17 protein-coding genes and 1 pseudogene are annotated in these 22,604 nt (G+C 69.6%); 7 read left to right on the top strand and 11 right to left on the bottom strand.

The annotated features are described in order from the left end of the window. The first annotated feature begins 68 nt into the window (after positions 1-68). Both ACRAKJ_RS18960 and ACRAKJ_RS18955 read left to right on the top strand, forming a co-directional pair. Positions 69-659 carry a hypothetical protein gene (locus ACRAKJ_RS18960; RefSeq protein WP_438924423.1) on the top strand — a complete coding sequence of 197 codons (591 nt, stop codon included), beginning with the start codon at positions 69-71 and terminating at the stop codon, positions 657-659. A gap of 963 nt (positions 660-1,622) precedes the next feature. Then, on the top strand, positions 1,623-2,726 hold the full coding sequence (locus ACRAKJ_RS18955; protein WP_447009061.1) for a hypothetical protein: 1,104 nt from the start codon (positions 1,623-1,625) through the stop codon (positions 2,724-2,726). A 120-nt stretch (positions 2,727-2,846) separates the two neighbouring features. On the opposite strand, the gene ACRAKJ_RS18950 is transcribed toward ACRAKJ_RS18955, so the two are convergent. Then, entirely contained in the window at positions 2,847-3,416 is a 570-nt protein-coding gene (locus ACRAKJ_RS18950) for a hypothetical protein (protein WP_438923363.1), read from the bottom strand. Between the two features lie 422 nt (positions 3,417-3,838). Here ACRAKJ_RS18950 and mobF point away from each other — a divergent pair, with 422 nt between their 5' ends. The 4 genes from mobF to ACRAKJ_RS18930 all read left to right on the top strand — a co-directional run bounded on the left by mobF (position 3,839) and on the right by ACRAKJ_RS18930 (position 10,702). Beyond that, complete coding sequence (mobF, locus tag ACRAKJ_RS18945) at positions 3,839-8,857, top strand: MobF family relaxase (RefSeq protein ID WP_447009060.1); 5,019 nt, start codon at positions 3,839-3,841, stop codon at positions 8,855-8,857. 48 nt (positions 8,858-8,905) lie between these two features. After that, a complete protein-coding gene (locus ACRAKJ_RS18940; RefSeq protein ID WP_438923365.1) occupies positions 8,906-9,037 on the top strand; it encodes a hypothetical protein in 132 nt (43 codons plus the stop codon). Between the two features lie 65 nt (positions 9,038-9,102). After that, positions 9,103-9,672: a hypothetical protein gene (locus tag ACRAKJ_RS18935; protein WP_438923366.1), complete on the top strand. Its 570-nt coding sequence runs from the start codon at positions 9,103-9,105 to the stop codon at positions 9,670-9,672. Between the two features lie 280 nt (positions 9,673-9,952). Next, positions 9,953-10,702, top strand: a complete 750-nt coding sequence (locus ACRAKJ_RS18930) for a GNAT family N-acetyltransferase (protein ID WP_438923367.1) — start codon at positions 9,953-9,955, stop codon at positions 10,700-10,702. 121 nt (positions 10,703-10,823) lie between these two features. On the opposite strand, the pseudogene ACRAKJ_RS18925 reads toward ACRAKJ_RS18930, so the two are convergent. Further along, positions 10,824-11,182, bottom strand: a pseudogene (locus ACRAKJ_RS18925) (phosphorothioated DNA-binding restriction endonuclease); the annotation flags it as partial. Positions 11,183-11,427: 245 nt separating this feature from the next. Here ACRAKJ_RS18925 and ACRAKJ_RS18920 point away from each other — a divergent pair. After that, a complete protein-coding gene (locus ACRAKJ_RS18920; protein WP_438923368.1) occupies positions 11,428-12,036 on the top strand; it encodes a GIY-YIG nuclease family protein in 609 nt (202 codons plus the stop codon). A 27-nt stretch (positions 12,037-12,063) separates the two neighbouring features. On the opposite strand, the gene ACRAKJ_RS18915 is transcribed toward ACRAKJ_RS18920, so the two are convergent. The 9 genes from ACRAKJ_RS18915 to ACRAKJ_RS18875 all read right to left on the bottom strand — a co-directional run bounded on the left by ACRAKJ_RS18915 (position 12,064) and on the right by ACRAKJ_RS18875 (position 22,588). Then, complete coding sequence (locus ACRAKJ_RS18915) at positions 12,064-12,612, bottom strand: DUF6884 domain-containing protein (protein WP_438923369.1); 549 nt, start codon at positions 12,610-12,612, stop codon at positions 12,064-12,066. A 71-nt stretch (positions 12,613-12,683) separates the two neighbouring features. Beyond that, entirely contained in the window at positions 12,684-15,071 is a 2,388-nt protein-coding gene (locus ACRAKJ_RS18910; RefSeq protein ID WP_438923370.1) for a hypothetical protein, read from the bottom strand. Positions 15,072-15,076: 5 nt separating this feature from the next. After that, entirely contained in the window at positions 15,077-15,367 is a 291-nt protein-coding gene (locus tag ACRAKJ_RS18905; protein ID WP_438923371.1) for a hypothetical protein, read from the bottom strand. A 132-nt stretch (positions 15,368-15,499) separates the two neighbouring features. Then, complete coding sequence (locus ACRAKJ_RS18900) at positions 15,500-16,156, bottom strand: RES family NAD+ phosphorylase (protein WP_438923372.1); 657 nt, start codon at positions 16,154-16,156, stop codon at positions 15,500-15,502. 1,378 nt (positions 16,157-17,534) lie between these two features. Further along, the gene (locus ACRAKJ_RS18895; RefSeq protein WP_438923373.1) at positions 17,535-17,675 is read right to left on the bottom strand and encodes a hypothetical protein; all 141 of its coding nucleotides are present in this window, start codon (positions 17,673-17,675) and stop codon (positions 17,535-17,537) included. Between the two features lie 155 nt (positions 17,676-17,830). Next, complete coding sequence (locus ACRAKJ_RS18890; RefSeq protein WP_438923374.1) at positions 17,831-18,418, bottom strand: hypothetical protein; 588 nt, start codon at positions 18,416-18,418, stop codon at positions 17,831-17,833. Then, on the bottom strand, positions 18,415-20,409 hold the full coding sequence (locus tag ACRAKJ_RS18885; protein ID WP_438923375.1) for a TraM recognition domain-containing protein: 1,995 nt from the start codon (positions 20,407-20,409) through the stop codon (positions 18,415-18,417). The genes ACRAKJ_RS18890 and ACRAKJ_RS18885 overlap by 4 nt, the downstream gene beginning before the upstream one ends. Then, positions 20,403-21,542: an NlpC/P60 family protein gene (locus ACRAKJ_RS18880; RefSeq protein ID WP_438923376.1), complete on the bottom strand. Its 1,140-nt coding sequence runs from the start codon at positions 21,540-21,542 to the stop codon at positions 20,403-20,405. Before ACRAKJ_RS18880 ends, ACRAKJ_RS18885 begins: the two co-directional genes overlap by 7 nt. 5 nt (positions 21,543-21,547) lie before the next feature. Continuing rightward, entirely contained in the window at positions 21,548-22,588 is a 1,041-nt protein-coding gene (locus tag ACRAKJ_RS18875) for a hypothetical protein (protein ID WP_438923377.1), read from the bottom strand. Positions 22,589-22,604 lie beyond the last annotated feature (16 nt).

Genomic DNA, 22,604 nt, shown 5'->3' with positions numbered 1-22,604 from the left:
CACAGCCGACGGCACGAAAGCAGCACCCGACCGACCGCACCCAACCTCCACCGAAGGGACACCACCTCATGGACAACTCCGCCACAAAGCCCACAACCCTGATCCAGCAACTGCCCACCACCGTGCCCATAGCCGACCCGGCCGTCGTGCGACCCGACACCGACACGGCCGGCCTCACCTTGACGTCTCGACCGCGCTCACGACTCGGCATGTTCTGCCACGACGACCAGGTCTACTTCCTCACCCTGCCCGACGACCCCGACGAACTCGCCCTGCTGCCGATCGGCCTCGTCGGCGACCCCTTCGCCGACCGCGTCCACGTCGTACGCGGCATCGACTTCTGGATCGGAGACCGCAGCCTCGAGAACCACCCGCCCAACCCGACCGTGAACACCCTGCTCGACGACCTGCTCACCGACATCGCCTCCGACGCCTACACCGCCACCAACCGCGACCAGGCCCTCGCCCGACGGCTGCTCACCGCAGGCAGGCCGCGCATCTCCGGACCGTGCCTGCTCCTCGGACGCGACGAGACCACGGGCACCAGCACCGGCCTGCCGGAAACGTTCCTCGACTGGTTGCAGAGCACAGCAATCCAAGCCGTCACCGACCTCGTCCAAAACACCAACACGGTTGGCGAAGCCGACGCATGCGAGTAGACCGTCCTCCATAGCCTGCCCCCGGTCCGAGGACGCATCAGCGAGCACGGGAGCTGGTGGTGCGGCGGCAGCCATCAGCAGACGGATCGCTCGCGAGAAGCCGTGGTGGGCAGGAGCGGAGCCCGGGAAGCCCGAGAGACGGTGAGGGCGTGCCTGGCCGAAGCCAGGCACGCCCCGCGTCCCCCGCAGAAGCCCGAAGGCTTGCCACCGCCAGGCGGTGGCTCGACCAAGACCGCGGGAAACAACGCATCAGGACCGTGCAGGCTCCCAAGGGCCCTATCCCGATGCGCTACACGGTTCAGTGTAGCGATCCCTTAAGTCATCACCACAGCCCTGTGCCACAGTGCGCCAGAACAGCTCAAAAAGAGGCTGAACTGGCGGTTTGTCGCGTCCACAGTTGCGTACGCGACCAAGCGGACCCTGTCTCCAGAGGCGCGTGTCACCGGCGCCCCCCTCGTGCCCTGAGGCTGCCATGTCGCGCAGGCCGCATCAAGGCACCCAAAATAATTCTTCTCCGCAAGCTCCGAACAATTATTTTGGGACCCACCTTGACCCGACCTGCGCGACACGAGACCGGCACTACGCGAGGGGGGCGGGAGAAAAAGGTTAGCCATCATTCAGTGCACACTCAGCAATGCGTGCCTCTCGCGCCACCGGAAACCAAACTCGCAGTTCAAAGCCCCACAGAACACAGTAACGCTTCGACAACGAGACCAATCGAAACGCCTTCCGTCTTGCAAACCACTGCAATCCTTACTAGGATTAAAACTGCAAGAAACGCCGGGAAGACCAAGCCTGGCGGACGTGTAAATTCCACTTTCGAGGTTAATCATGTCGCAGCGCGTTTCCATTCCGACCACCCTTGCCGATGTCGCTTCGCTGGTCAGGTCCGGCGATCTGGCCGCCGCCAAGCGGCGCGTTCGTACCGTGGTCAACAACACCGACCCACAGACACTGGCCCTGATGGGCAAGTGCGCCGCCACGCTCAGCAGCTACCCCTACGACATCGCCGTCGCGAAGCTGCGCAACGCCTGGCAGCGCACCACCAGCCCCGAGGACCGCGCCGTCATCGCCGCCTGTGTCCCCGCGCAGGACCCCGGCCTCTACAGCCCCGACACCGCCGACGCGCCCCGCTACGGTCGCGGCAACTACCAGGCACCGCGCGACAGCAGCTCCCGCTACGAGCGCAGCGCCCGCCGCACCGTGCCCGAGCAGCGCCGCCACTCCCGCGCCCAGGCCGAACCGCGCGCGGTCATCGAGTACAGCGAGACCCGCGCCGGAGTGGACGACACCCCCGCACGCGTAGAGCGGCCGATCGCCTACGAACTGGACTACGACCGCGCCGCCGTCGCCGACCTGCGCACCCGCCCATGCGTGTGGTGCGCAGGGGAACGCGCCGTCATCGACGTCTACACCGACCGCGTCAAGGCCGGTCACGGTGACGACGGGCTGTGCACCGAGTGCCGCTCACTCGACCGCCCCGGCATCCCCGAGCTGCCCACCGGCCACACCTACGCCGACGCCATCCACGCCCGATGCGCCTACCACGTCACCCACACCGGAATGCCCGCCGTGCGCGCCGAGTGGCGACGCGCCATGCGGCAACACCGCCACCTCACCGCCACCACCATCGAACAGTGGGCGACCACCTACCAGCAGCGGCACACCGCCGTCACGATCACCGAAGGCGTGCCCTGCTGCGCCCACTGCGACGCCAACCTCAACAACAGCCCCAACCCCCTCGACGTGCCCAACCAGCACGACGAGCGCGCCACGCCGCACGACCCGCGCTACTGCTCCCGCACCTGCGCCGACGCCGCCACTGCCCCCGAAGACACCCCCGAACCCCAGCAGCAGCCCGAACAGACGCACCAGCCCGAAGCCGAGCCGCAGCACCAGGCCGCGCCGGAGCCGGAGCCGGAGAACATTCCCACGGTGAACGGTGGTTCCTGTGGGACGTGCGGAGACGTGAAGCAGGTCCGGCACGGTCTGTGCCTGGACTGCCGACGGTTGGAGCAGGAGAGCGCCCAGCAGCCGCAGCAGCACGCCGAACCGGTCGCCGCCTAATCCCCACTCGCCGGCGGACGGGCCACCCCGTCCGCCGGCCCCGCCGCGTAAGCGGGGTGGCCGGCACCGAACCGGCCACCCCGCCACAGAGCTGGCCTCACCCACCCACCCCCGACCGCCTCACGGCGACATCGAACCCGCCTGCGGCGGATACTCACCCCCGCCAACCCCCACACCGCCCGCACCCCAGCGCTGCCCCCCACCCACCGCGCGAACACCACCGCCACCATCACCGTCCGGCGACACCACGCCACTCGGCACGTCCGGTTCACCCTCGACACCCACACCGGTGACATCCCCACCGACACGGCCCGCGTCGCCGACGCCCTCCCCCGGTTCAACCGACTCATCCCCGGCCGACGCCGAACGCGCCACACGCACCAGCGACGCCACCATCTGATCCGACATCCCGGTGTAGCGCGCCAACTCGACCTCGCCGAACACCTCCAGCGCCGCCATCACCGTCTGCGCCAACCCCACCCGGGCCGCCTGCTTCTTCGCCCGCTCCGCACCGACATCCCGCCCGAGCTGCTCACGCAGCACGGCGACCCGCTCACGATGCCGCCTCCGCAACACCGCGATCCGCTCGTCACTACCGCGCTCCACATCCTCGGCAGCCTCAACGGCCCGCGCGACATCCCGGATCGCCGTCGTGCGCAACCGCGCCCGCCGCTTGTCCTCCTCCGCCACCTGCCGCGCGATATCCCTCGCCGACAAAGCCACAATCCCGACCTCCGCTCCACGCACATCCCCCTGGGAGCACCACCACAGTAAACGCCGCTTCGGCCCGACTCCAGCACAAAGAACACGCGTCACAGCGGCACAGACCTGCTGTGACGCACCCTGGGGCGTGCGACTGCGTTTGCCCGTCGGATACCTTTTCATCCGACGAAAGGTCGGTATCACACCGCCCATTGCGAACAATCCGCAGCAAGATCGACGAGTTTGTACTATGGTATCGACGAGATCACCACGTCGAGCTGATATGCCCGGTGTGGTGATCTCGGCCCCCACGCCAAGAGCAGAACGGCGACAGGACGTACTCCTGGTCGCCGAGCGGCGCGTGGGGAGGTGATCGAGTGGCCTACGTCAAGCCCATCGGGTTCAACCCGGTGGAGATCGACTACCGACTCGGCGAGCATGGCTCGTGCAGCGGCTCCGACCGCGAACGACGACTCTCAACACACCCCCAAGGCGGGCCGCAAGGGCTGCTGTGGATCGGGCAGGGGCTGCGCGAGGTCGGTATCACCCCGCTGAGTCCGCTGACCCGCGACCAGTTCCCTCAGGCACGGGCCCTGGCCACCGGCCATCATCCGCACACCGGCGAGGTGCTGGTGGAGCCGAAGAAGGCCGTACCGGAGGACGCGAAGCTACCGATCTCGCCGCTGGTGCGCGCCGTACACGGCATCGCCGCCCAAGCCGGGGTGCCGGTCTCGGAAGTGCTCGCGGATCGGAAGCTGCGCGACATGTTCGCCACCGCAGAGCGGGTGTGGCGGGCCGACGGAGAAACCGCACGTCTGCGCGCCGACCATGCCGGTCTCATCCTCGACGCCCTGGGCCTGGCCCCGGACGAGGTGTGGCAGCCTGGCGCTTTCGCCAAGGCGACAGCGAACCTGTTCACCGTCGTGCAGACCACCGGCCGTACCGGCAAGCCGCGCGCCAAGCGGGTTCCGCGGCGGGTCGTCACGGGCAACGCCGCCTACGACCTCACCGTGGACATCCCCAAGGGCGACTCGGTCTTCCTGGCTCTCGCCACCCCGGAGTTGGCCGCGCAGGCGGAACCGATGTACCTCCAGCAGGTGCTGCGCACCTTCGACTGGTTGGAGAAGCGCACCGCCTACGGCATGCGCGGCAAACACGGCCAAGGCAAGACAGCGGCCACCGTCCCCGGCTCCGGTTTCCTCGGCTGGGCGATGATCGAACGCACCGCCCGCCCGGTCGAGGGCATGCCCGTGGGCGATCCGCACTGGCACGTCCACCTCACCCTGGCCAACATGACCCGCGGAGTGGAGGACGGCAAGTGGAGCACCATCGCCGCCGGAGGCCGCGACCTGGTACGGCACGCCCCGGTGGTGCAGCACATGGTGCATGCGCTGATCCGGCACCAGATGACCACCCGGTTCGGGGTGCGCTACCGCCGCAGCGAACGCACCGGACGGTGGGAAATCGCCGGCATTGCCGACGACACGCTGCGCCAGTTCAGCAAACGCAACGCCGACATCCGCTCCCTGCTCACCCAGCTTGGACATGATCCCGACACCGCGACCCGCGTCCAACAGGACCTCGCGGCCCGGCTGACCCGCCGCCCCAAACACGCCCCGGGACGCGCCCACGGCAACTACGCGGACAGGCCCGACTCCACCCTCCAGGACATCTGGCAAGGACAGGAACTCGCCGCCGGACGCGACCCGGCCGAGCAGTTGCGGCGTGTCCTCGCAGGCGGACACCTGCCCGAAGACGGTCAGCCACCCGAACCCGAGCCGGTCGTCACCGCCGAGACCATCGCCCGGCAGCTGCTCGACCCGGCCGTCGGGCTGACCTCGCACAGCCGCCGCTTCACCCGCGCCGACGCGCTGCGCCACGTCGCCGACGCCATGCCCGGCGGCTACGAGTCGCCCGAGGCGATCGAGGCCATGACCGACCGCGTCCTGGCCCACCTCGGCTTCGTCCGGCTACCCCAAGGCGCGGAACTGGTGCACGGGGTGGGCGCGAAGCGGTCCCTGGCCGCGCAGCACATGGTCAACGCGCAGCAGTTCACCACCACCGACGTCGTCGACGCCGAGACGATCATCCTGCGCGCCGCACGGGCCAGCCACCCTGACCAGTCACCGGTCCGCGTCACCGACCCGGACCTGCTCCAGATGGCCCTCGACACTGTCGAGGCCGCCCAGGGTTATCCGCTCTCCGACGAGCAGCGCGCCGCTGTGACACGTCTGGCCACCGACGGCCGCATGATCGACACCGTCAACGGTGCTCCCGGCACCGGCAAGACCACCCTGCTGCGCGCCCTGCGCACGATCCTGGAGGCAGCCGGGTACGTGGTGCGGGGCGCGGCCAGCGCCGCGGTCGCCGCCCGCAACCTCCAAGCCGAGTCCGGCATCCCCTCCAAGACCCTGACCTCGCTGCTGAGCAGCGTCGAGGCCCCGGACAGCACGGTGCTCGTCGGCGTCGACGTGCTCGTGGTCGACGAAGCCAACCTCACCGACGACCGCGACCGGGCCCGGCTCTACCAACGGGCCGCCCACACCGGCACCCGGATCGTCGAGGTCGGCGACAAGCTCCAACTGCGCGGCGTCGGCGCGGGCTCGCTGTTCGGCCACGTCCACCGCCTCGTCGACGGCCCCGAACTGGTCGACAACCGGCGACAGCGCGACGAGGACGAACGCGAAGCCATCGCGATGTGGCGCGAGGGCCGCTACAGCGAATCCCTCGCGATCTGGATGCTCAACAACCGGCTGGTCGCCACCGACACCACCTCGGAGGCCACCGCCGCCATGCTCGCCGCCTGGGCGCGGATGCGCACCGGAGCACCCGACCCGCACACCGAGATCCGCGGCCTGGTCATGCTCAGCGCCACCCGCGACATGGTCGACCGGCTCAACCAAGGCGCCCAAGCCCTGCGCCTGGCCGGCGACGAACTCGGACCCGGACGCACCTACGCGCTGCGACACGGTGGCGAGATCCGCTTCCACATCGGTGACCACGTACTGATGCGCATCAACGCCGTGCAGCGCCGCACGCTGGCCGACACCGACATCCTCAACGGCTACCGCGCCGTCGTCACCCACATCGCCGACGACGGCACCCTCACCGTCGAATGGCAAGAAGACATCGCGGACGGCCGCACCACTCGCCTCGGCCGGCTCACCCCCGAGTACATCGCCCGCGGCGGAGTGTCCCTCGGCTACGCCATGACCGTGCACAAATCCGAGGGCCTCACCGTCGGTGACCAGTGGCGCGGCCCCGACGGCAAATGGTCCGGCGGCACGGTGCTGTTCCACGCCGCCGGAGCCGACAACCCCGCAGCCCACGTCGCCACCAGCCGCCACCGCAGCGCCGTGCACCTCTTCGCCCCACTCGACGCACTCGACACCGAACTCGAAGCCACCGACCGACCCGAGCCGCACACCCGCGCCGAGCGGATGGAACGCGCCGTGGAGAAACTCGCCCACCGCGCCCGCGCCACCGAGACCTCACCCGACGACTTCCCCGTCGTCGTCCAACTCGGGCTCGCCGAGTTCCGCGACCTCACCGACGCCCAAACCCGCGAGCAGCACGCCCACGACGCCGAAGCAGCGGCACGCGAAGCCGTCCGCCGCCGCCAGGAGCGCGCCGAGCACAGCGACGAAGCCAAGCAGGCACGCGCCGAACGGGACCAGCAATCGCGAGACCGAGCGGCGGCCCTGCTGCGCGAGGTGTGGCGCCACGAACCAGACCTGGTGGAGAGGATCATCGCCGCAGCCGCGTTCACCACCGTGGCCCGACGCCTGGCCGAGGCCGAGGAATCAGTGCTGGATGTGCGTGAGGTGCTGGGCCAGGTGCCGCTGCGCACCGTCGCCTCCGACGCGGTCGCCGACCCTGCGGCGTTCACCGCGTGGGCTGTACGCGACGCCGCCGAACGCCTCGCCGACGGCCGCGTCGACGCCAAGCGTGAGCAGGCCGAACACCGACACCAATGGCAACTGCTGCGCGACCAGGTCGCCGACCTGATGCGCGAGACCTGGACCGCACGTCCCGAACTGGCCGAAGCGGTCATCACCAGCTCCACGTTCGACGCCGTCGTGCGCCAACTCGACCGTCAAGCGGTCGGTGGACTGGACGCCCGCACCCTGCTGGCACGCGTCCCGCTGGCCAAGGTCGGCCACGACAACGTCGAGGACCCGGCCCGCCTCACCGCCTACTTCATCAAACGCACCGCCGGGGCCCACCAGTGGGAGGCGGGCAAAGCGCAGCGGGGCAGCGACCGGGCAGCCGCGGAGCGCCACCGCCGACGCATCGCCCTCGAACACCTACATCAGGCGTGGCCCGATCATCCCGAGGTCGTCGACCTCGTCGCCGGCGGGCCTGCGTTCGGCGCGCTCGCCCAGCGCATCGAGCAGGCCGCCGAAGCCGGCGTCGACGTGGACGCCGCGCTCCGCCGGGTCTCACCGGTGCAGGTCAGCGGCCGGCGGGTCAACAACCCCTCGGCATTGGCAGCCGCCGCCTTCCAGCGCGCCGCACAACAGCAGGTCGAGCCCGCGAAGACCGCCCCGGAAAGCGCCGGCCACCGCCTCGACGTCCGGCAGCCCGAAGCGCGAGATGCGTGGCACTGGGCGGAACGCGAACACGGCCGCCACGACGACGAGCACCTCCACCGCCTGCTCGCGGCCGGGCAACAGCGCCTCGCCGCCCTCGACCGTGCCCTCGGCGAAGCGCGCCGACAGGCCGACGAACTGCGGATCCAGGTCGACGCCCAAACCGGTCCGGCCGTGCGGGCGCTCGACGAGCACCTGCACCGGCTCCGCGAGCAGGCCGACCTGGTGCATCAAGCCGACGAGTTGGAAACGCGCTGGCACGCGGTCTTGAAGCAGGCAGAGAACGCCGCCGCCGGCCGCGCACAGGCCCAGCACGCCCTCGATGCTCTCGGCCCGCTGGCCCGTGCTCGCCGCACCGAGCTGTCCGAGCAGGTCCGACGGCACACCGAGCTGGAGGAACAGGCGCACGCGCAGGCCCGTGACCTCGCCGACCGGGCGGCCCAGCTTCACGAGCGCACCGGACCGCCTGAACAGCGCCACCGCACCCTCGTGCGTGCCAACGCCGCCGAGAAGGACCACGAGTACGCACGCCCCAGAGCCCACCGACGCGACCTCGACACCCTCGGCGCCGCCCAGGACCGCGTCGAACGCCTCACCGCCGAACACCACAACCTTCGCCGGCGCATCGACGGCCTGCGCACCGAGGTCGACCTGCGAGCCGATCAGCCCGAGAAAGTCCGCGAACGCGAACGACAGGAGCGTGACACCGAACTGGTTCCCGCCGGTGATCACGTCGGCCGAGCACCGCAGCCGGCCGTCGAGCATCAGCCCCACCTCGACGACCTCGAACCTCCTCCCCCTGGCGGCGGGATCGAACCCCAGCCGGGCGATCAGTAGCGGACCACCGGATAGCTCAACCTCGACGCGGCACGCGGAGGACGAGTCGTGCTCCGGGACATCGCGCTCACACAGGTCGGCGTCATCCAGATCGATTTCGAGCACGTCTCGGCGAAGGTGCGCAACGACGGACCGTCTGCGAAGGAGGGCGGAAGGTCACCCGAGTGGGCGTATCGCTGAGCGGGATGGTCCCCGTGTCCGGACGTGGGTATCCAACGAGACACGTCACCTGCTCTACAAAGGAAGTGATCGTGATGCGCCGCCACCTTCTGATAATGACGCTCGCCGCCGTGATGACCGCGACCGCCGTCGGCCCGTCCACCGTCACCGCCGCACCGGCCGACGACGAAGACCAAGTGCCCCTGTTCGTCGCCGCGGACCGGGAGATCGCCTCGACCTTGCAGATCGCGGTCTGCATCATCAAGTTCGACCCAGCCAGCGGTAAGGGTGAGTTCGGGGTCGGCACACTGAGCCCGGAGGACACTCCACAGGGCGCGTACGTGGCCGTGCCGGCCCCCTTGCCGCCCAGCAACGCAGTCGAGGACTCCACCCCGCGGGACGCCAAGGACGACTACTTCGACGGCGCGGTCGTCGTCAATCGCGACGGAGTATGGAGCCAAAGCGTCATGGCCTATGCCGACAGCAACGGCGATATTCGCTACACCGTGGGCCAGGGTTACGTCGGTCAGACCGGTGTCCATGTCTATGGAACCGAAGCCGGAAACTATTTCGAATCCGGAAATGATCGAACTTCCGTTAATCCCGAAAAGGTAACGAAAATCTTCGTCAAGTTCCCCAAGCCGCCTGGCGTGTGACCCCGCAAGTGGCCGCGAACGATCTCGGTTGAGCGTGACGGCCAGCGCGCAGGAGCGGTGCGCTCGCACTGATCGGCGTTGCACCGTGATCGCGCACCGAGCAACAGGTCTGCGTGGATCGGACCCGATTGGTTCGTCTTCCGAGTGAAACACCGTCCGGCGACGGACGATCGGGATCAGCGGTGGTTCCATGCCCGTCATGGAGGACGATGCAGCTCTGTTGGCGGCACTGCGTCGTAGGCAGATGCGGGCTCGGGGGTTCTCCGGCCGCGGGAACAGCATGGGACACCCCGCGGTGATCGGTGAGCGCGTGGGGCCGGTGCTGCGCAAGCACCTGCCGGGCGTGAGAGGGGTCATCGTGCGTGCCGATCTCCGAGGATTGCACGGCTCGGACCTCGACGCGCTCATCGCCGACCAGTGCACCTGGGCCACCCGACTGGGACTGCCCATCAAGTGGAACCACCACGACGGCCTACCCGACGATCTGCCCATCCGGCTGCGCGCGGCCGGGTTCCGGGTCGGCGAGGAGGTGACGCTGATGATCGGTCGGGCCGCGGATGTGGCGGCCGCGGCCACCGTTGCGCTGCCCGCGGGCGTCAGGATGCGCGAAGTGACCGAGCGCGAGGACTTCGACCGCGTGCGGCAGTTGGCCGAGGCTGCCCGCGACGCCCCGTGGCACTGGCTGCCCTCGGCCCTGGAGCACTGGGTCGTCGACGAGGTCGACCCGTGCACCGTCCTGGTGGCCGAGAGCGCGGACGGTCGAGCGGTCGCCACCGGCTGGGTCCGGTTCCACACCGGTACCGACTTCGCCTCCACCTGGGGAGCCGCAACCCTGCCGTCCTGGCGCGGCCGAGGGCTCCACCGCACGCTGCTGGGACGCCACGCCCGTCTCGCCGTCGACCGCGGCCACCGCTACCTGTACAGCGAGACCCTGCCCACCAGTCGGCCGACCGCAGTCCGACTGGGCTTCACCGCCGTGCGCACGTTGACCCCTTATCACTTCACACCCGGCGGTTGGTTCTGCCACTGATTGCGTGATCAACAACTTCAGGTGTCCACTGGCAGCTTCGGCGAGTCTGTGATCATGCTCGGAGTGTGGTCGTGACTGGTTGGGCGTTCTGCTGCCGCACCTCGCCGGCGTGGTGGTGGAGCGGGTCGAGCCGGCCGAGGACGTTCTCGGTGGTGAGTGGTTGCACGCGGTCCATGGCACGTCGTGGTCGAGGGTCCAGACGCCGTCCGAGCGCAGTCGGGTGAACGGGTAGGTGGCGGCCTGTGCGGGTTGGGTTGTCGAGGGCGGACCGAAGTCCCGGATCAGGGCTGCCGGCGTCCCGGTGTCCGCACTCCAGGACAGGCTGCTCGTGCCGGTGGTCGTCAACCGCCCCAGCGCGAGCAGTACCAGCAGCGGTTTGTGCGGTGACCGCTTCCCGCCCCGTCGGTGCTGACGCAGCGAGGACAGGCGGGCCGGCACCTCGTCAGGGGACATCGACTCGTCGACCACGAGGTGGATCATGACCGACTTGTGCGGCGCTACCGCACCGGTATTTACATGAGGAAAGCTCATGAAATCTGTGGACATCGCGCCGGGTTTCCGCGGAGTGGCGAGTGTGCGCTGGTGACCTCCGCACGGTGAGGGTGTCGCGTCGTGGGCGATACGAGAGTCGATCATGGGTGGTGGTGTCGTGTCCGTGTGGTAGACCGTCGGGCGTCGTGCCGTTCGGGGACGCCGGAGTTCGGCCACCAAGGGGAGGGAGTGCTGTGGACGAGGAGGTCTACCGCGAGTTGGCGGAAGGGCTGCTGAATCCGGGGCGGGTGTACGCGCGCGGGGAGGCGACGTCGAAAGGGTCGGTGGTTCCCGCGCGGTCGGGTGTCTATGCGTGGTACTTCGACGAGGTGCCGCCGGGCGTGCCGACCGAGGGCTGCCGGGTCGGCGGGTTCGGGACACTGCTGTACGTCGGGATCGCGCCGAAGGCGCCGCCGGTGAACGGTGCGCGGCCGAGCAGGCAGCACCTGCGCCAGCGGGTGGGCTACCACTTCGGCGGCAACGCCTACGGCTCCACCCTGCGGTTGACCCTGGGGTGCCACCTGGCCGAATCGTTGGGGATCGAGCTGCGCCGGGTGGGCAGCGGCACGCGACTGACCTTCACGAAGGCGGGGGAGGACAAGCTCAGTACGTGGATGGGCGCCCACGCCCGCGTGGCGTTCGTCCTCGACGACGAGCCGTGGAAGCTGGAGCACGAGCTCATCAAGCGCGAGGTCCTTCCGCTCAACATCGCCGACAACGCCCACAGCTCCTACTACCTGTCGCTGCGCGCGCTGCGCACCGAGCACAAGAAGCGTGCACGCGCGCTACCCGTCACCTCCTGACCGGTCCCCGGCAGGAGCCGGGAGCGGCTATCGGTGCGGAACCGGGTGGCGCCAGGGCGCGTGAGGGTCGTGGGTGCCGCGGGTCGAGCGAAGTGTGGACAGGACCTGCCGTTGGTAGCCGATGCCGCGGGTGCCCAGGTAGTGGTCGTGGACGTGGATGCGGTGGCCGCGTCGTTCGAGCAACTCATGGGCGGCCCGTAGCTTGGCGAGGTAGGGGCGGAAGAGGAAGGCGTGGACGTCGATGCCACCTGCCTCGGCCGACGGCGTCAGCTGGTCGGCCACGACCGCCGCCGACACCGCGTCCCGGTCGGTCATCGTCCGGTCGTAGGGTTCGACGAGCGTATCCAGGTCGAGCAGGCCGTGTCGCGCCGACAGGATCCGCACCGCCACACTGTGGCCCGCGTCGCGGGCCAGCTCGGCCTCCTCCTCGACCACGTCGAGGCACAACCGGAACATCCTCCCTGTGTAGAGGCTCCGCGCGGGGCTCGGCCGGGCAAGCTTCGCCCCTCCGCACGGGACCACGAACAGCATGCTGCTCACGTCCACGCTCACCACCTCATCCATGTCCGAGGTCACGGGCTGATCCCCTTCCACACGGTCGCAGAGTGACCATCGTGCTGGCCAGGAGGAAGTGTGCGCGGTGTGTCTCATGCCGGAAGGGCTTCATAGACCGTCATCAGCGCATGGGCAGTGACCAGACGATCGGGGAGGGTTCGGGCCAGCGCGAGGGCCCGGTGTTCCAAGTGGCGGCTGGTAGCAGAGGTTGGCGCGTTGGTGGCGAGGAGGGTGAGGCGGCGTACGCCTTCATAGGTTTCCGGCACATCCAAGGTGTACAGGGTGTGCCAGAGGGACTCGCGCAGGCGACTCGGGGCCAGAGCCAACAGGTCTGCCGCGAACATCGCGTGGTGGTCCACGTCAGGCACCTCCCAGGCGACCAAGATGTCGGTCAAGGAGCTCGAAGCCGCCAGTGACAGTGCCTCGCGGGCGAGGGTCTCCACGTCCTCCGGCGAGGCGAAGCGCGCCGCCTCCACCAGTGCCGCAGCTCGGAGAAGCGGGTCCTCGCCCTGGCGGAGCAGGGACAGGGCCTCGGTATAGAGGGAATGGCCGCCGTGGGGTAGCAACGCCAGCAGGGCCGTCGCCGCTTCGACGGGGTCGGGCAGTTCACGTGCCTGCTCGGCCAGACGGAAGACGTCCGAAGGGGAGTAAGCGAGCAACTCGGCCTGCACGAAAACCTGGTCGACCGGGTTGCGGATAGACTCGGCGGCCCGGTGCGCGTGGGTCAGTAAGGTGGGCCGCTCCTCGGGCGCGGCGAGGGGAACTACGGCCAGCAGGCTTCTGGCCAGCAGCGTCGGATTCTCGATGGCCAGCACGTGACGTATCGCGGTGCCTGTGCGCCACACCCCGAACTTCAGCAATGGCTCCAGCAGGTCCACGAACCCGGTGCCCGGCTCGACCGCCTGCCCGGCGAGGAACAACGCCGCCGCCACCTCGAACCGCAGCGACTCCGAGTCGCGGCGCAGTTCGGTGTCCTGGTCGGTCCGTCGTCGGGCGGCCTCGATCTCGGACACGACGTCCTGCGTGTAAGCGTCGGCGTCGACAGCGCGCCAAAGCTCCCATCGGCTCTCGACCGGGTACAGCACTCGCCGGATGTCCTGGTGTCGGCCCGCCATCCGCAGGTGCCTGATGAGGTGGCGGGTTCCGTAACCGCTGTGCAGGCTCGCCCATGCGGCCGGGTCCACATCCAGTCGGGCTAGGTAGAAGTCCGCGATGCGCCGGTGCGCCCCGGAGACGTGCTCGGACAACTCGTCCATGAGGTCGAGGGTCGCCACCGACAGCGCCGGGTCGTCCGGCACCTCACCGGACATGAACTCGTTGAGGCTGCGGTGGTAGACGGCGAACCGCCGCATCCCGCCCGTGCGCGTGACGCGGAGGAAGGCCCGGTACCGCCGCCAGCACACCTCTCCCACCGACTCCCGGCTCACGCCGGTCACCTCGCTGAGCATAGGCAAGCCCACAGCCTCGAACGCGGCGGCGAGCGTGCCGAGCACCGGCAGGTCCTGCGACGTCCAATGCGGGTCCCGGGTTCGGCGGGCGAGGTTGGCCGCGAAGTACTGAGACAAGCGCGGGGGTAGTCGGCGCAGGTCGCCGAGGTCCAGCTCGCCAGCGGCGATGTCGGGCAGCAGGGAGGACAGGTAGATCCACACGCCACCGCACTGCGCGGTGATCCGCTCGACGAAGTCCTCGGACTGCATTCCGTGCTCGTACAGTCGCTGGGCAAGGCCCGGCCGTACGGACGCGATGGCTAGGTATTCGCGCATGTCGGCCAGGTTGCGCGGGTCCTCGGCGGTGATCGGCGCGACCCGGCAGACGGTTTGGTCCAGTTCCAGCGTCGTGCCGGTGCGACAGGTGGCGACGACGTGCACGCCGGTCGGCAGGTGGGCGGGCAGGCCGAGCGGCACCGGCGTGGTGTGCGGCTGCTCCTCGTCCAGACCGTCCACGACCAGCGTGATCGTGTGCTCGCGCGACATCGCTTTATCGGCCGCGAGGTCCAGCAACGCGGCGAAGCTCGCCGGGTCGTCCACCCACTCCGGCACGAGGGTGCGGTCGAGGTCGGGCACCATGAACCGCTGCTCGATGTCCGGGAACAGATCGAGGTCCACGATCAACCGGGTGCCGAGGTTGCGTAGCGCCGCGCGGCGATCCCGTCCTCCCGGTAGACGGGTGAAGTGCCCAGGATAGCCGCGCCGGGCGACTAACCAGGCCGCGAAGCTGGTCTTACCCAGGCCTGCGTCGGCCTCGATGAGGAAGTAGCCGCTGCGGTGGTTCCCGGCGAATTCGTCGTACTGGTCGACCAGCCACCGCCTGCCGGTGAAGTCATCTACCCTGACCAGGTCGAATACCTTCTCCACGGGTTGCACGGCCAGTCGCAGCGGCGTGCCCGGCGGCCCGCCGACATAGGTGGTGACGTCGCCAGTGATGTCGCGGCCAGCGCTGATCGAGCCAGCACCGCTCGACGACACCGAACGCCTGCTCATCACGCCTACCCCACGTCGGTGGACGTGTCGCCGTCGATGTCGCCGCCCGCCGCCACCGACCCGCTGCCGCGAGCCTCCACGTCCGAGACCCCGAGGGGCGCGGCCGTGTTGGGCCCGCGTACCCGCGTGGTGGTCGTGCCGCGGATCGAACCGCCAGCCACGACGGAACCGGCGCCCGACGCGGACACCGTCGGCCGAGGCACGGCGGGCGTGGTCCACGTCAACAACACGACGTTGGCCACCACCAGCACCGACAGCAGGGTCCACCACAACCAGTACCAGTCGTCGGTCAGCACGTTGACCACGATCGAAACAGCGGCCTGCAGCACCGCCGAGCCGATTGGGATCAGTAGCCGCGCTACGGGCGAGCGGATCAGTCGTACCCGGCGTGGTGACGGTTGGTCCACGACGTGACTCCCTTTCGCGCGTCAGCTGAGCAGCGTGTAGTTGAGTTCCTCGCAGACCCGCTCCAGCGGCAGGTCCAGGCCTGGGTGCTCCAAGGGCAGCAGCACATCCGGAAAGGATGGGAGAGCAGATGCCGCCGGCGGGTCCCACAGGCAGATCAACGGCGCACCCGAGTCCATCGACGACCGGTACCAGAGGCCGTCGAGTTCGGGGTAGGCCGTGCGGATCGCCCGCGCCCACGCGTGCGTGTGGCTCGATGGTCCCGAGGAGATCTCCTGCGACGCCCCGACCCTGGTCGGCCACAAACCGGCCAGGTCGAGCAGACGCAAGGTCCGGCGAGGCCGCACCACCACCAGGAAGGGGCTGCGGGTCCTGCGGTCCACCACCGGCACGGACTGGAAAACCTCGGCGATCGACGTGCGAACCGAGAGCGAGAAGTAGAGGACCCCGTGCTCGGACGACGTCGTCGGCGCGCCTCCCTCACCCAGCGGCTGCGGGTCAAAAGCCGCATGCGGCAGCGGACCGGTATAGCGGAACGAATTCCAGCGCTGGGGGTGCATGCCCTTGACGTGGAAGACTCGTACCAGCCGGGTCGCCCGGTGCACCGCCACGATGTCCTCGGTGCGGCGCAGACCTGCTTGCAATACGGCCGGAGACGGTGGCATGGGCAGGCGCGGCATACTGGCTTCCACCCCCTTCGAAGCTTCCGGAGGAGTCTACTGGACCATCACGCCGCCATGCCGTGCGAACACGGCGTGGCGGTCGGCCAACGGCAGGGACAGCACGGCGCTCTGGCGGGCCGTCGAGGCCAACACCGCAGCTGATGGACTGGGTCGTGGCCGCGCACGGGGATCGTTCTGGTTCGACTGCACTCGATCTGGCGTGATCGCCTCATGCACTAGCTTCTGGGAGCGTCCGCCGTGGCTGGTGCGAATCGACTACGACGGCGTCACGTGTACATGCCGAAAACTCAGTCCATGTCTGTGACGTGGGACTCCGCCGATCGAAGACAGGGGAATCACCGTCAATTCTGAACGTGTTTAAGACACTCAGCCGAACCTCTCGAACATGTTCAGTTTGATCTTCACCGCCGGTCGAGTGTCAAGGTCGCGGTACCTGGCGGAATTCTGACACCCCTGTGCTTGCCGAAAATGTCGTCCGTGCAGTTCAGGCGGCGTGGTAGTACTCGTTGAGAATGCCTCCCAGTCGCGCCGTCGGCAGATGTTGAGGTGGGTGATGGTTGCTTGATCGGTGGCCAGTTGTGGCAGTGGCTGCAAAGGTCGGACATTGACGGGGCCGGTGGGTGTTGTAGAAGTGCTCGCAGTGGCGTAGCGCATGGAGTAGGTGCTGCTGGTTCCAGATGCATGCCGCGCCCGTCGGCGAGCCAGCGGAACATGAGCACCCTCATAGGCCATTCCGAGCTCTTGTCCCGACCGCGCTCTCGCCAAGAAGAACCGGCGCACCCGTTTCCGGTCATAGCGGCTGTGCACCCGACTCGACCGCACACCACAGGACGGCAAGCGGCAGCCCTCAGTGTCGTGCACGCCCAAACCTGCACGCCTGCGGAGGTCCGCTCGACCCGTTCGACCACCACGCTGGCGAGGTGCGGCAGCAGGGCTGCCAACCAGTCGCGATCACCCCCCGACCATGATCGCAGGCGCACGGCACGCAGCGTCGACCAGCCCAACAAGTTGATCACGCAATCAGTGACAGAACCCGACGGTTGATATCCCGGCTCGTACGCAGGCAGGGCCAGGCTGATCGGGTGATTACCGGTTGTAGCCCGTCGGATGCGCTGTACCCGGCTCGCTCGCGTCTGTTCGCGCCATCGCCGACACCAGCCGTTCCCCGTCCCGGCTACTTCCCGGCCCGCCACGTCCGCCGAGTGATCACGTGGGCAACCGGCCGCTCCGCCTCAACGGCGACCTGCCGTCGTCGCGGCGACTCGGCTACCGCCGGAATTCGAGCGCATCGGCGAGAGTTCGCCGGTCGGTGTCAGGCGGAGAGAACGGCCCGTCCCTTCGCTTCGAGACTTGCCCGCGCTCCTGGGTTTGCCGCCTACTCCACCGTCGCGCAGCCGTGCAGGACGGCGCACGCGCAGGGCACGCGTACCTCGACGGGAGCAGTCGCGGTCGACAGCGCGACGACGATCCGATCCGGTCCGTCGACCGACGTGTAGGACAGCGACTCCCTCGTCATGTCCAGCACGGTCCTCCTGGCCCGGTGCAGTCACGGGCGCGACTACGGGCCAGAGCCACTCGTTTGACCCTGACCTAGCGGACGGCTGGCATGCCAGCCGCCTGGGCGTGTTGAGTACTGCCCTGTGCTCGGCGGTCCGGTCAGCGGCCAGCAGCTCACTGGATGCCTGGTGAAGGCAACTCCGCATTGATCAATCCGTGGTCGGCGGTGAAGCCGAATGAGAAGTGCAACGCCGTGTTTCTCTCGTCGGCTTCCACAAGCTGATGGGGATCGACTGGGTGACGGGTCTCGCCAGGGGTGGTGCGCCAAGAGGCGGGGTGCGCGCCCGCGCGGCAGCTGGCAGGGTCGCTGCCCAGCAGATGGTTCAGCCGCGATCGAAAGCCGGGCAGGTAGCGCAGGTGATAGTCGCCGGCCATCAGCGGTGTGCTTCGAAGGTCGTGGTGACTGTCGTAGTAGACCCACACCATGACCGCGAGGTCGTGTGCGAGGCCGGGGTGCAGTTCCCAGCAGTCGGGGATGAGTTCGCGGCTGGACACGGCGTGGACAGCGTTGTAGTTGGCCACCCACCGCTGCACGGTCCGTCGCAGCGCTGCGGTCTCCTTCTTCGACAGCGCGGCCCACGTCCACGGTGTGCGTCGAATAGCAGTGGGTTCGGCTTCCAGGAGCGCCAGCAGCATCGCCACGTCGTGCTCGGCGGACGGTTCGGTGGCCGCTGAGGTGGCATCGATCGACTGGTCGTTCACGGTTGGACGCCTCCGGGAGGGGTGAAGGTGGCTCGCACGGCGGCAGCGGCCGCAGCTCCGCGGCGGCGGCTGTGTTCGCGACTGTTTGCCTCCTGGACGATTGCATCGACTGCGGCGACCTCGCGACGGATGCGGTAACGCAGCGCGCGGCGTTGGTAGATCGTGGGTGCGGAGGCCACGAACAGCCCTGCCCCGCGTGGGGCGATCACCGCGCGACCGTCGGCCAAGCGTTGTTGTTCCGACACCGGCAGGCTGTCCACCCGGCTGACCTGATCGCTGCCCCGTTCACGGGCTCGTTCGACGAGCGCCGCGTTGCCGGCTCGGGTGGTCAGTTCCGGGGCGACGGTCATGTCCAGTCCGCCGACGACGGTGACGCTGGCCGAGGCGCGCAGGGCGTCGGCTTGGGGGCCGTAGAGCTCGTCTTCCTGGCTGCTGCTCTGCACCGAGTAGAGGTAGTGGATGCCGTGTTTGCGCATGGTGTTGCCGACGTAGGGCAGGTTGGGCACCACGACGCTGTGCCGTAGTTCGTCGAGCACGGCGACGAACGGCACGGGCAGCCTGCCACCTGGGTGGGCGAGTGCGGCGGTGCGGGCGGCGATGAACATCTCGGCGGTGAACAGCGATAGCAGCGGGCGTACCCGGTGGACGCGGTCGGGGTCGGCCAGCACGTAGACGGTGCCGCCGTCGCGGACGAACCCGGCCATGTCGAACGATTCATCCGGGTTGATGTCGCAGAAGGCGCGTCCTTCGCGGCTGATCAGTGCGTTGATGGTGAGGGCGAGGTAGCGCTCGACGCCGGAGGTGGTGCGGTCGGCGCGGGTGCTCAGGTGGGTGGTGAGCGCGAGCAGGGCGGTGCGGTCGGTGTGCGGGTGTTCGGCGAGCACGCGGCGTGGGGTGGTGTGTTGGGTGTCGGAGAGCCACTGGGTGATTTCGTCGAGGCCGTAGCCGCCCAGCGCCGCCGCGTACAGCCACGCGGCCAGGACCTCGGCGGCGGAGTTGCGGAAGAAGGTGTCGTCGTCGCTGCCGCGCCGCTGGGTGCCCGCGGTGTCGGAGCCGGCGACCAGGGCGTGGGCGCGGCGGGTGGCCACGGCGAAGTCGGCGCACCCGTGGACGGGGTTCCAGCGGACCTGGGGGAATCCGGCGGTGAACCGGTTGGCCGGGTCGGAGAAGTCCACCGCGGCGACCGGGTACTCGCGGGTTCGGCGGTGGCGGGGCGACCATCGCAGTGGTGCCCGTAGGGGGCGGGTGGGCCGGTGGCGGCGGGCGAGCACGGTGTGGGTGAACACGGCGGGTTCGATGCTCAGCACCATCGCCGGGCCGGGCAGGTCGCGGATGATGGGGATGAGCAGGCGCAGGGTCTTGCCCCAGCCGGTGCGGCCGAGGATGCGGACGTTGTGCTCGAAGTGCGCCCACAGCGGCACCCACGGCGCCCACGGCCGCAGGGGGCGGCCCAGTCGGTAGCCGAACGCGGCGGTGGGCATGGCCAGTCGGGTCCACCATCGGCTTCGTGGCCAGGTCACCCGCCCCTTGCCGCGCGCCTGGCGACGGCCGAGCGTGCGCCGGACCTCGCGGGTGCTGGCCAACCCTTCGCGGCGGTACCCGGCCACGGGCGCGACCACGAACGCCAGCCATGCCGCCCACAGCGGTACAGCGGCAGCCGCCGGCCACAGCGGGTGCACCGGCCAGTGGACGGTCACCGGCCACCATGCCCCGTCTTCCTCAGAAGATGAAGCCGGGTTCGGCTCGGGAACGGTGACGGTCGAGGACGGGGGGCGGTAGGTCGGCAATCCCAGCAGCCCATCGTCCCTGTCACCGTGGACTGGTGAGTGCAGTTGGAGGCTGGGCGGGTGCCAGCCCTGTCCGTCGAGCACGGCGAGCAGACCCGCTGCCAGCCACACGGTCAGCAGCGCGCCGGCCAGGGCGAGCAGCAGGCCTGCGGTGCGGCGGCGGCGCTGCTCCAGCGTGGTGCTGTGTCGTCGAAGGATCACCATGCACGCACCACGGTCGAGTCGAATCCCGCGCGGGTGCGCACGAGGCTGATCTTGACGACGTCGCCGCTCTGGGGTGCCTCGACCATGTAGTGCACGCCCTGGAGCGCGCCGAGGTAGAGCGCCACGTGGGTGGCCGGGCGTCCCCAGAACAGCAGGTCTCCGGGTTGGGCCTGCTCCCAGGGCAGTGGGCGGCCGAACCGTTGCTGGTCCTGCGAGACCCGGGGCAGGGTGATGCCGACTTGGGCGAAGGCGTAGACCATGAGGCCGGAGCAGTCGAAGCCCACCGTGGCGTAGTCGCCGTGGGCGTCGGCGACGCCGCCGTCGCGGATGCCGATGGTGGGGCCGCCGGTGTTGCCGCCGCCCCAGGAGTAGCGGGTGCCCAGGTAGCTCAACGCCGCGGCCACCACCGTGGTGGCTTGTTCGTGGGGCATGGTGAGCGTGCCGAGGATCCCGGCCTCGGGAGGCAGGGTGATCGTGGTGCCGCTGACCATCACGCTGATCGGCCCGGACCCGCCGCCCGGTGCGCACACGATGCCCTCGGCTCCGTCGTTGCCGTCTTGGGCGGGGGTGCCGTTGTAGAGCTGGGTGGCCAGCGCGAGAGCCCACTGTTCCCAGCGGGCGTACCAGGAGGCTCCGGCGCCGGATGCCTGCACGGTCTGTGCCGCGTCGGCCGGTGTCACCGCCGGGTCGTCGTAGTTCGGAACCCGCGCGAGGAGTTGCTCGTAGAACGCCCTGGCGGTGTCGGCCGGATCGGTTCGGTTGACGCCTGCGTACAGCGAGCCCTGCTGCTGGAACAGCCCGAGGCTGCGTCCGCTGACCGCGTTCGGGTCCAGCGTCGACTCCTGCATGGCCGTGGCCAGGGCGATCGCGGTGCCGCGCCGTGTCACCCCGAGTCCTTTGCCGACGGCGACGATGGTGCGCGCGACGGCCATCTGATCGGCGGTCAGCGTGGCTTCCACCTGCTCGCTCGGAGCGGTTGTCTGCCCGCTCGCCTGACCGGCGGGTGGGGTGGTGACGGTGCAGCCACCGCGGGGCGGGGTCGCCGATGCGTCCTGCGCGCCGGCGCTGAGCAGCGCGACCAGTATCAGCAGGCTGACCAGGGCGGCTGCGCCGCCGAGAAGGCCCTTGACCATGGCCCTCAACCACCGACCGCGGCCAGGTCGACCCGCCACGTGCCGTCGGCCTGGCGCAGCACGATCCGGGTCGAGGACACCGGCTCGACGTAGCGGGCCCCTGCGGCGGTGGTGACCACCCGGTCGGCGGCGACCCGCACCACGACCCGCTGCGGGGTGCGGGGTGCGCTGGGCACGACCTGGGCGACGGGCGCGGAGCACCTGCCGGTTTCTCCGGCGGCGGTGGCCTGCTCCCAGCTGCGCGCGGCCTGTTCGTCACCGGCGGGGTCGAACAGTGACCAGGCGGCGTCGGTCATCGCCGGTTGTGCTCGCCGTTCGGCGTCGCCGAACTGATCTTCGCTGGTGCTGAACGGGCACCACCAGGACAGCCAGGCCCCTGCCGTGTCCTGCGGATCGGCCAGTTCGTGGCGTGCTGGTGGGCCCGGTGGGGCGGTGATCACGGCGATCGTCGCGGGGTCTGTCGCGGTCCGGGGCCGGGCTTCTGCGGGTGCGACGCCCGAGGGCGGGATGGGCGGTTGCTCCGGCAACGACCAGGTGGACGACGACGTGCCGGAGGCGGTGTTCGTCGGTGCCGTCGAGGTGGTGGACGCGACCTCGGTGGGTGCCGCTTCGCCACGCTGCTCACCTGGACGCTCGCGGGGTGCGCCTGGCTCATCGCCCCTCGACCAGGCTATGGCCACCACCGTGGCGATCACGGCGGCCACTGCGGCGAGGGCCGCGATGTTCCGGCGGGTCGGCACGGGCCGCCACGGCGCGCGCACGGCGTCACCGCCGTGGTCGTGGTTGAACCGGCGGTGCAGCTCGCCGCGCCGTCGCGCGCCGAGGTCGCGCAGCTCGCGCCGCCGCTGTGCTCGGGCGCGGGCACCCGCGCCCCACGGCCACCAGCCGGGTCGGGGACCGAGCAGGTCACTCCCCCACAGCGCGCGGCGCACCTGTCGTGCCACCTGCGCCGGGCGATCGGCCTCGTCGTCGAGCCGATCGGCGGGGAGGGGCGGCGTGGTTGCGCGCGGCTCGGAGTCGTGGCGTGCCGGGTCGGGATGTGCCATCGGTGCGAGTCTCCTT

The organism is Saccharothrix sp. DSM 118769 (assembly GCF_052936295.1).
The sequence above is the reverse complement of the archived record's forward strand: the minus strand, read 5'-3'. Positions and strand labels throughout refer to the sequence as shown.

Bases quoted from the DNA above. Each gene is read 5' to 3' on its own strand.
- ACRAKJ_RS18930 (WP_438923367.1), top strand. From the start codon at position 9,953: ATGGGACACCCCGCGGTGATCGGTGAGCGCGTGGGGCCGGTGCTGCGC.
- ACRAKJ_RS18880 (WP_438923376.1), bottom strand. From the start codon at position 21,542: ATGGTCAAGGGCCTTCTCGGCGGCGCAGCCGCCCTGGTCAGCCTGCTG.
- ACRAKJ_RS18910 (WP_438923370.1), bottom strand. From the start codon at position 15,071: ATGAGCAGGCGTTCGGTGTCGTCGAGCGGTGCTGGCTCGATCAGCGCT.
- ACRAKJ_RS18875 (WP_438923377.1), bottom strand. From the start codon at position 22,588: ATGGCACATCCCGACCCGGCACGCCACGACTCCGAGCCGCGCGCAACC.
- ACRAKJ_RS18895 (WP_438923373.1), bottom strand. From the start codon at position 17,675: ATGACGAGGGAGTCGCTGTCCTACACGTCGGTCGACGGACCGGATCGG.
- ACRAKJ_RS18885 (WP_438923375.1), bottom strand. From the start codon at position 20,409: ATGGTGATCCTTCGACGACACAGCACCACGCTGGAGCAGCGCCGCCGC.
- ACRAKJ_RS18960 (WP_438924423.1), top strand. From the start codon at position 69: ATGGACAACTCCGCCACAAAGCCCACAACCCTGATCCAGCAACTGCCC.
- ACRAKJ_RS18900 (WP_438923372.1), bottom strand. From the start codon at position 16,156: ATGCCGCGCCTGCCCATGCCACCGTCTCCGGCCGTATTGCAAGCAGGT.
- ACRAKJ_RS18955 (WP_447009061.1), top strand. From the start codon at position 1,623: ATGGGCAAGTGCGCCGCCACGCTCAGCAGCTACCCCTACGACATCGCC.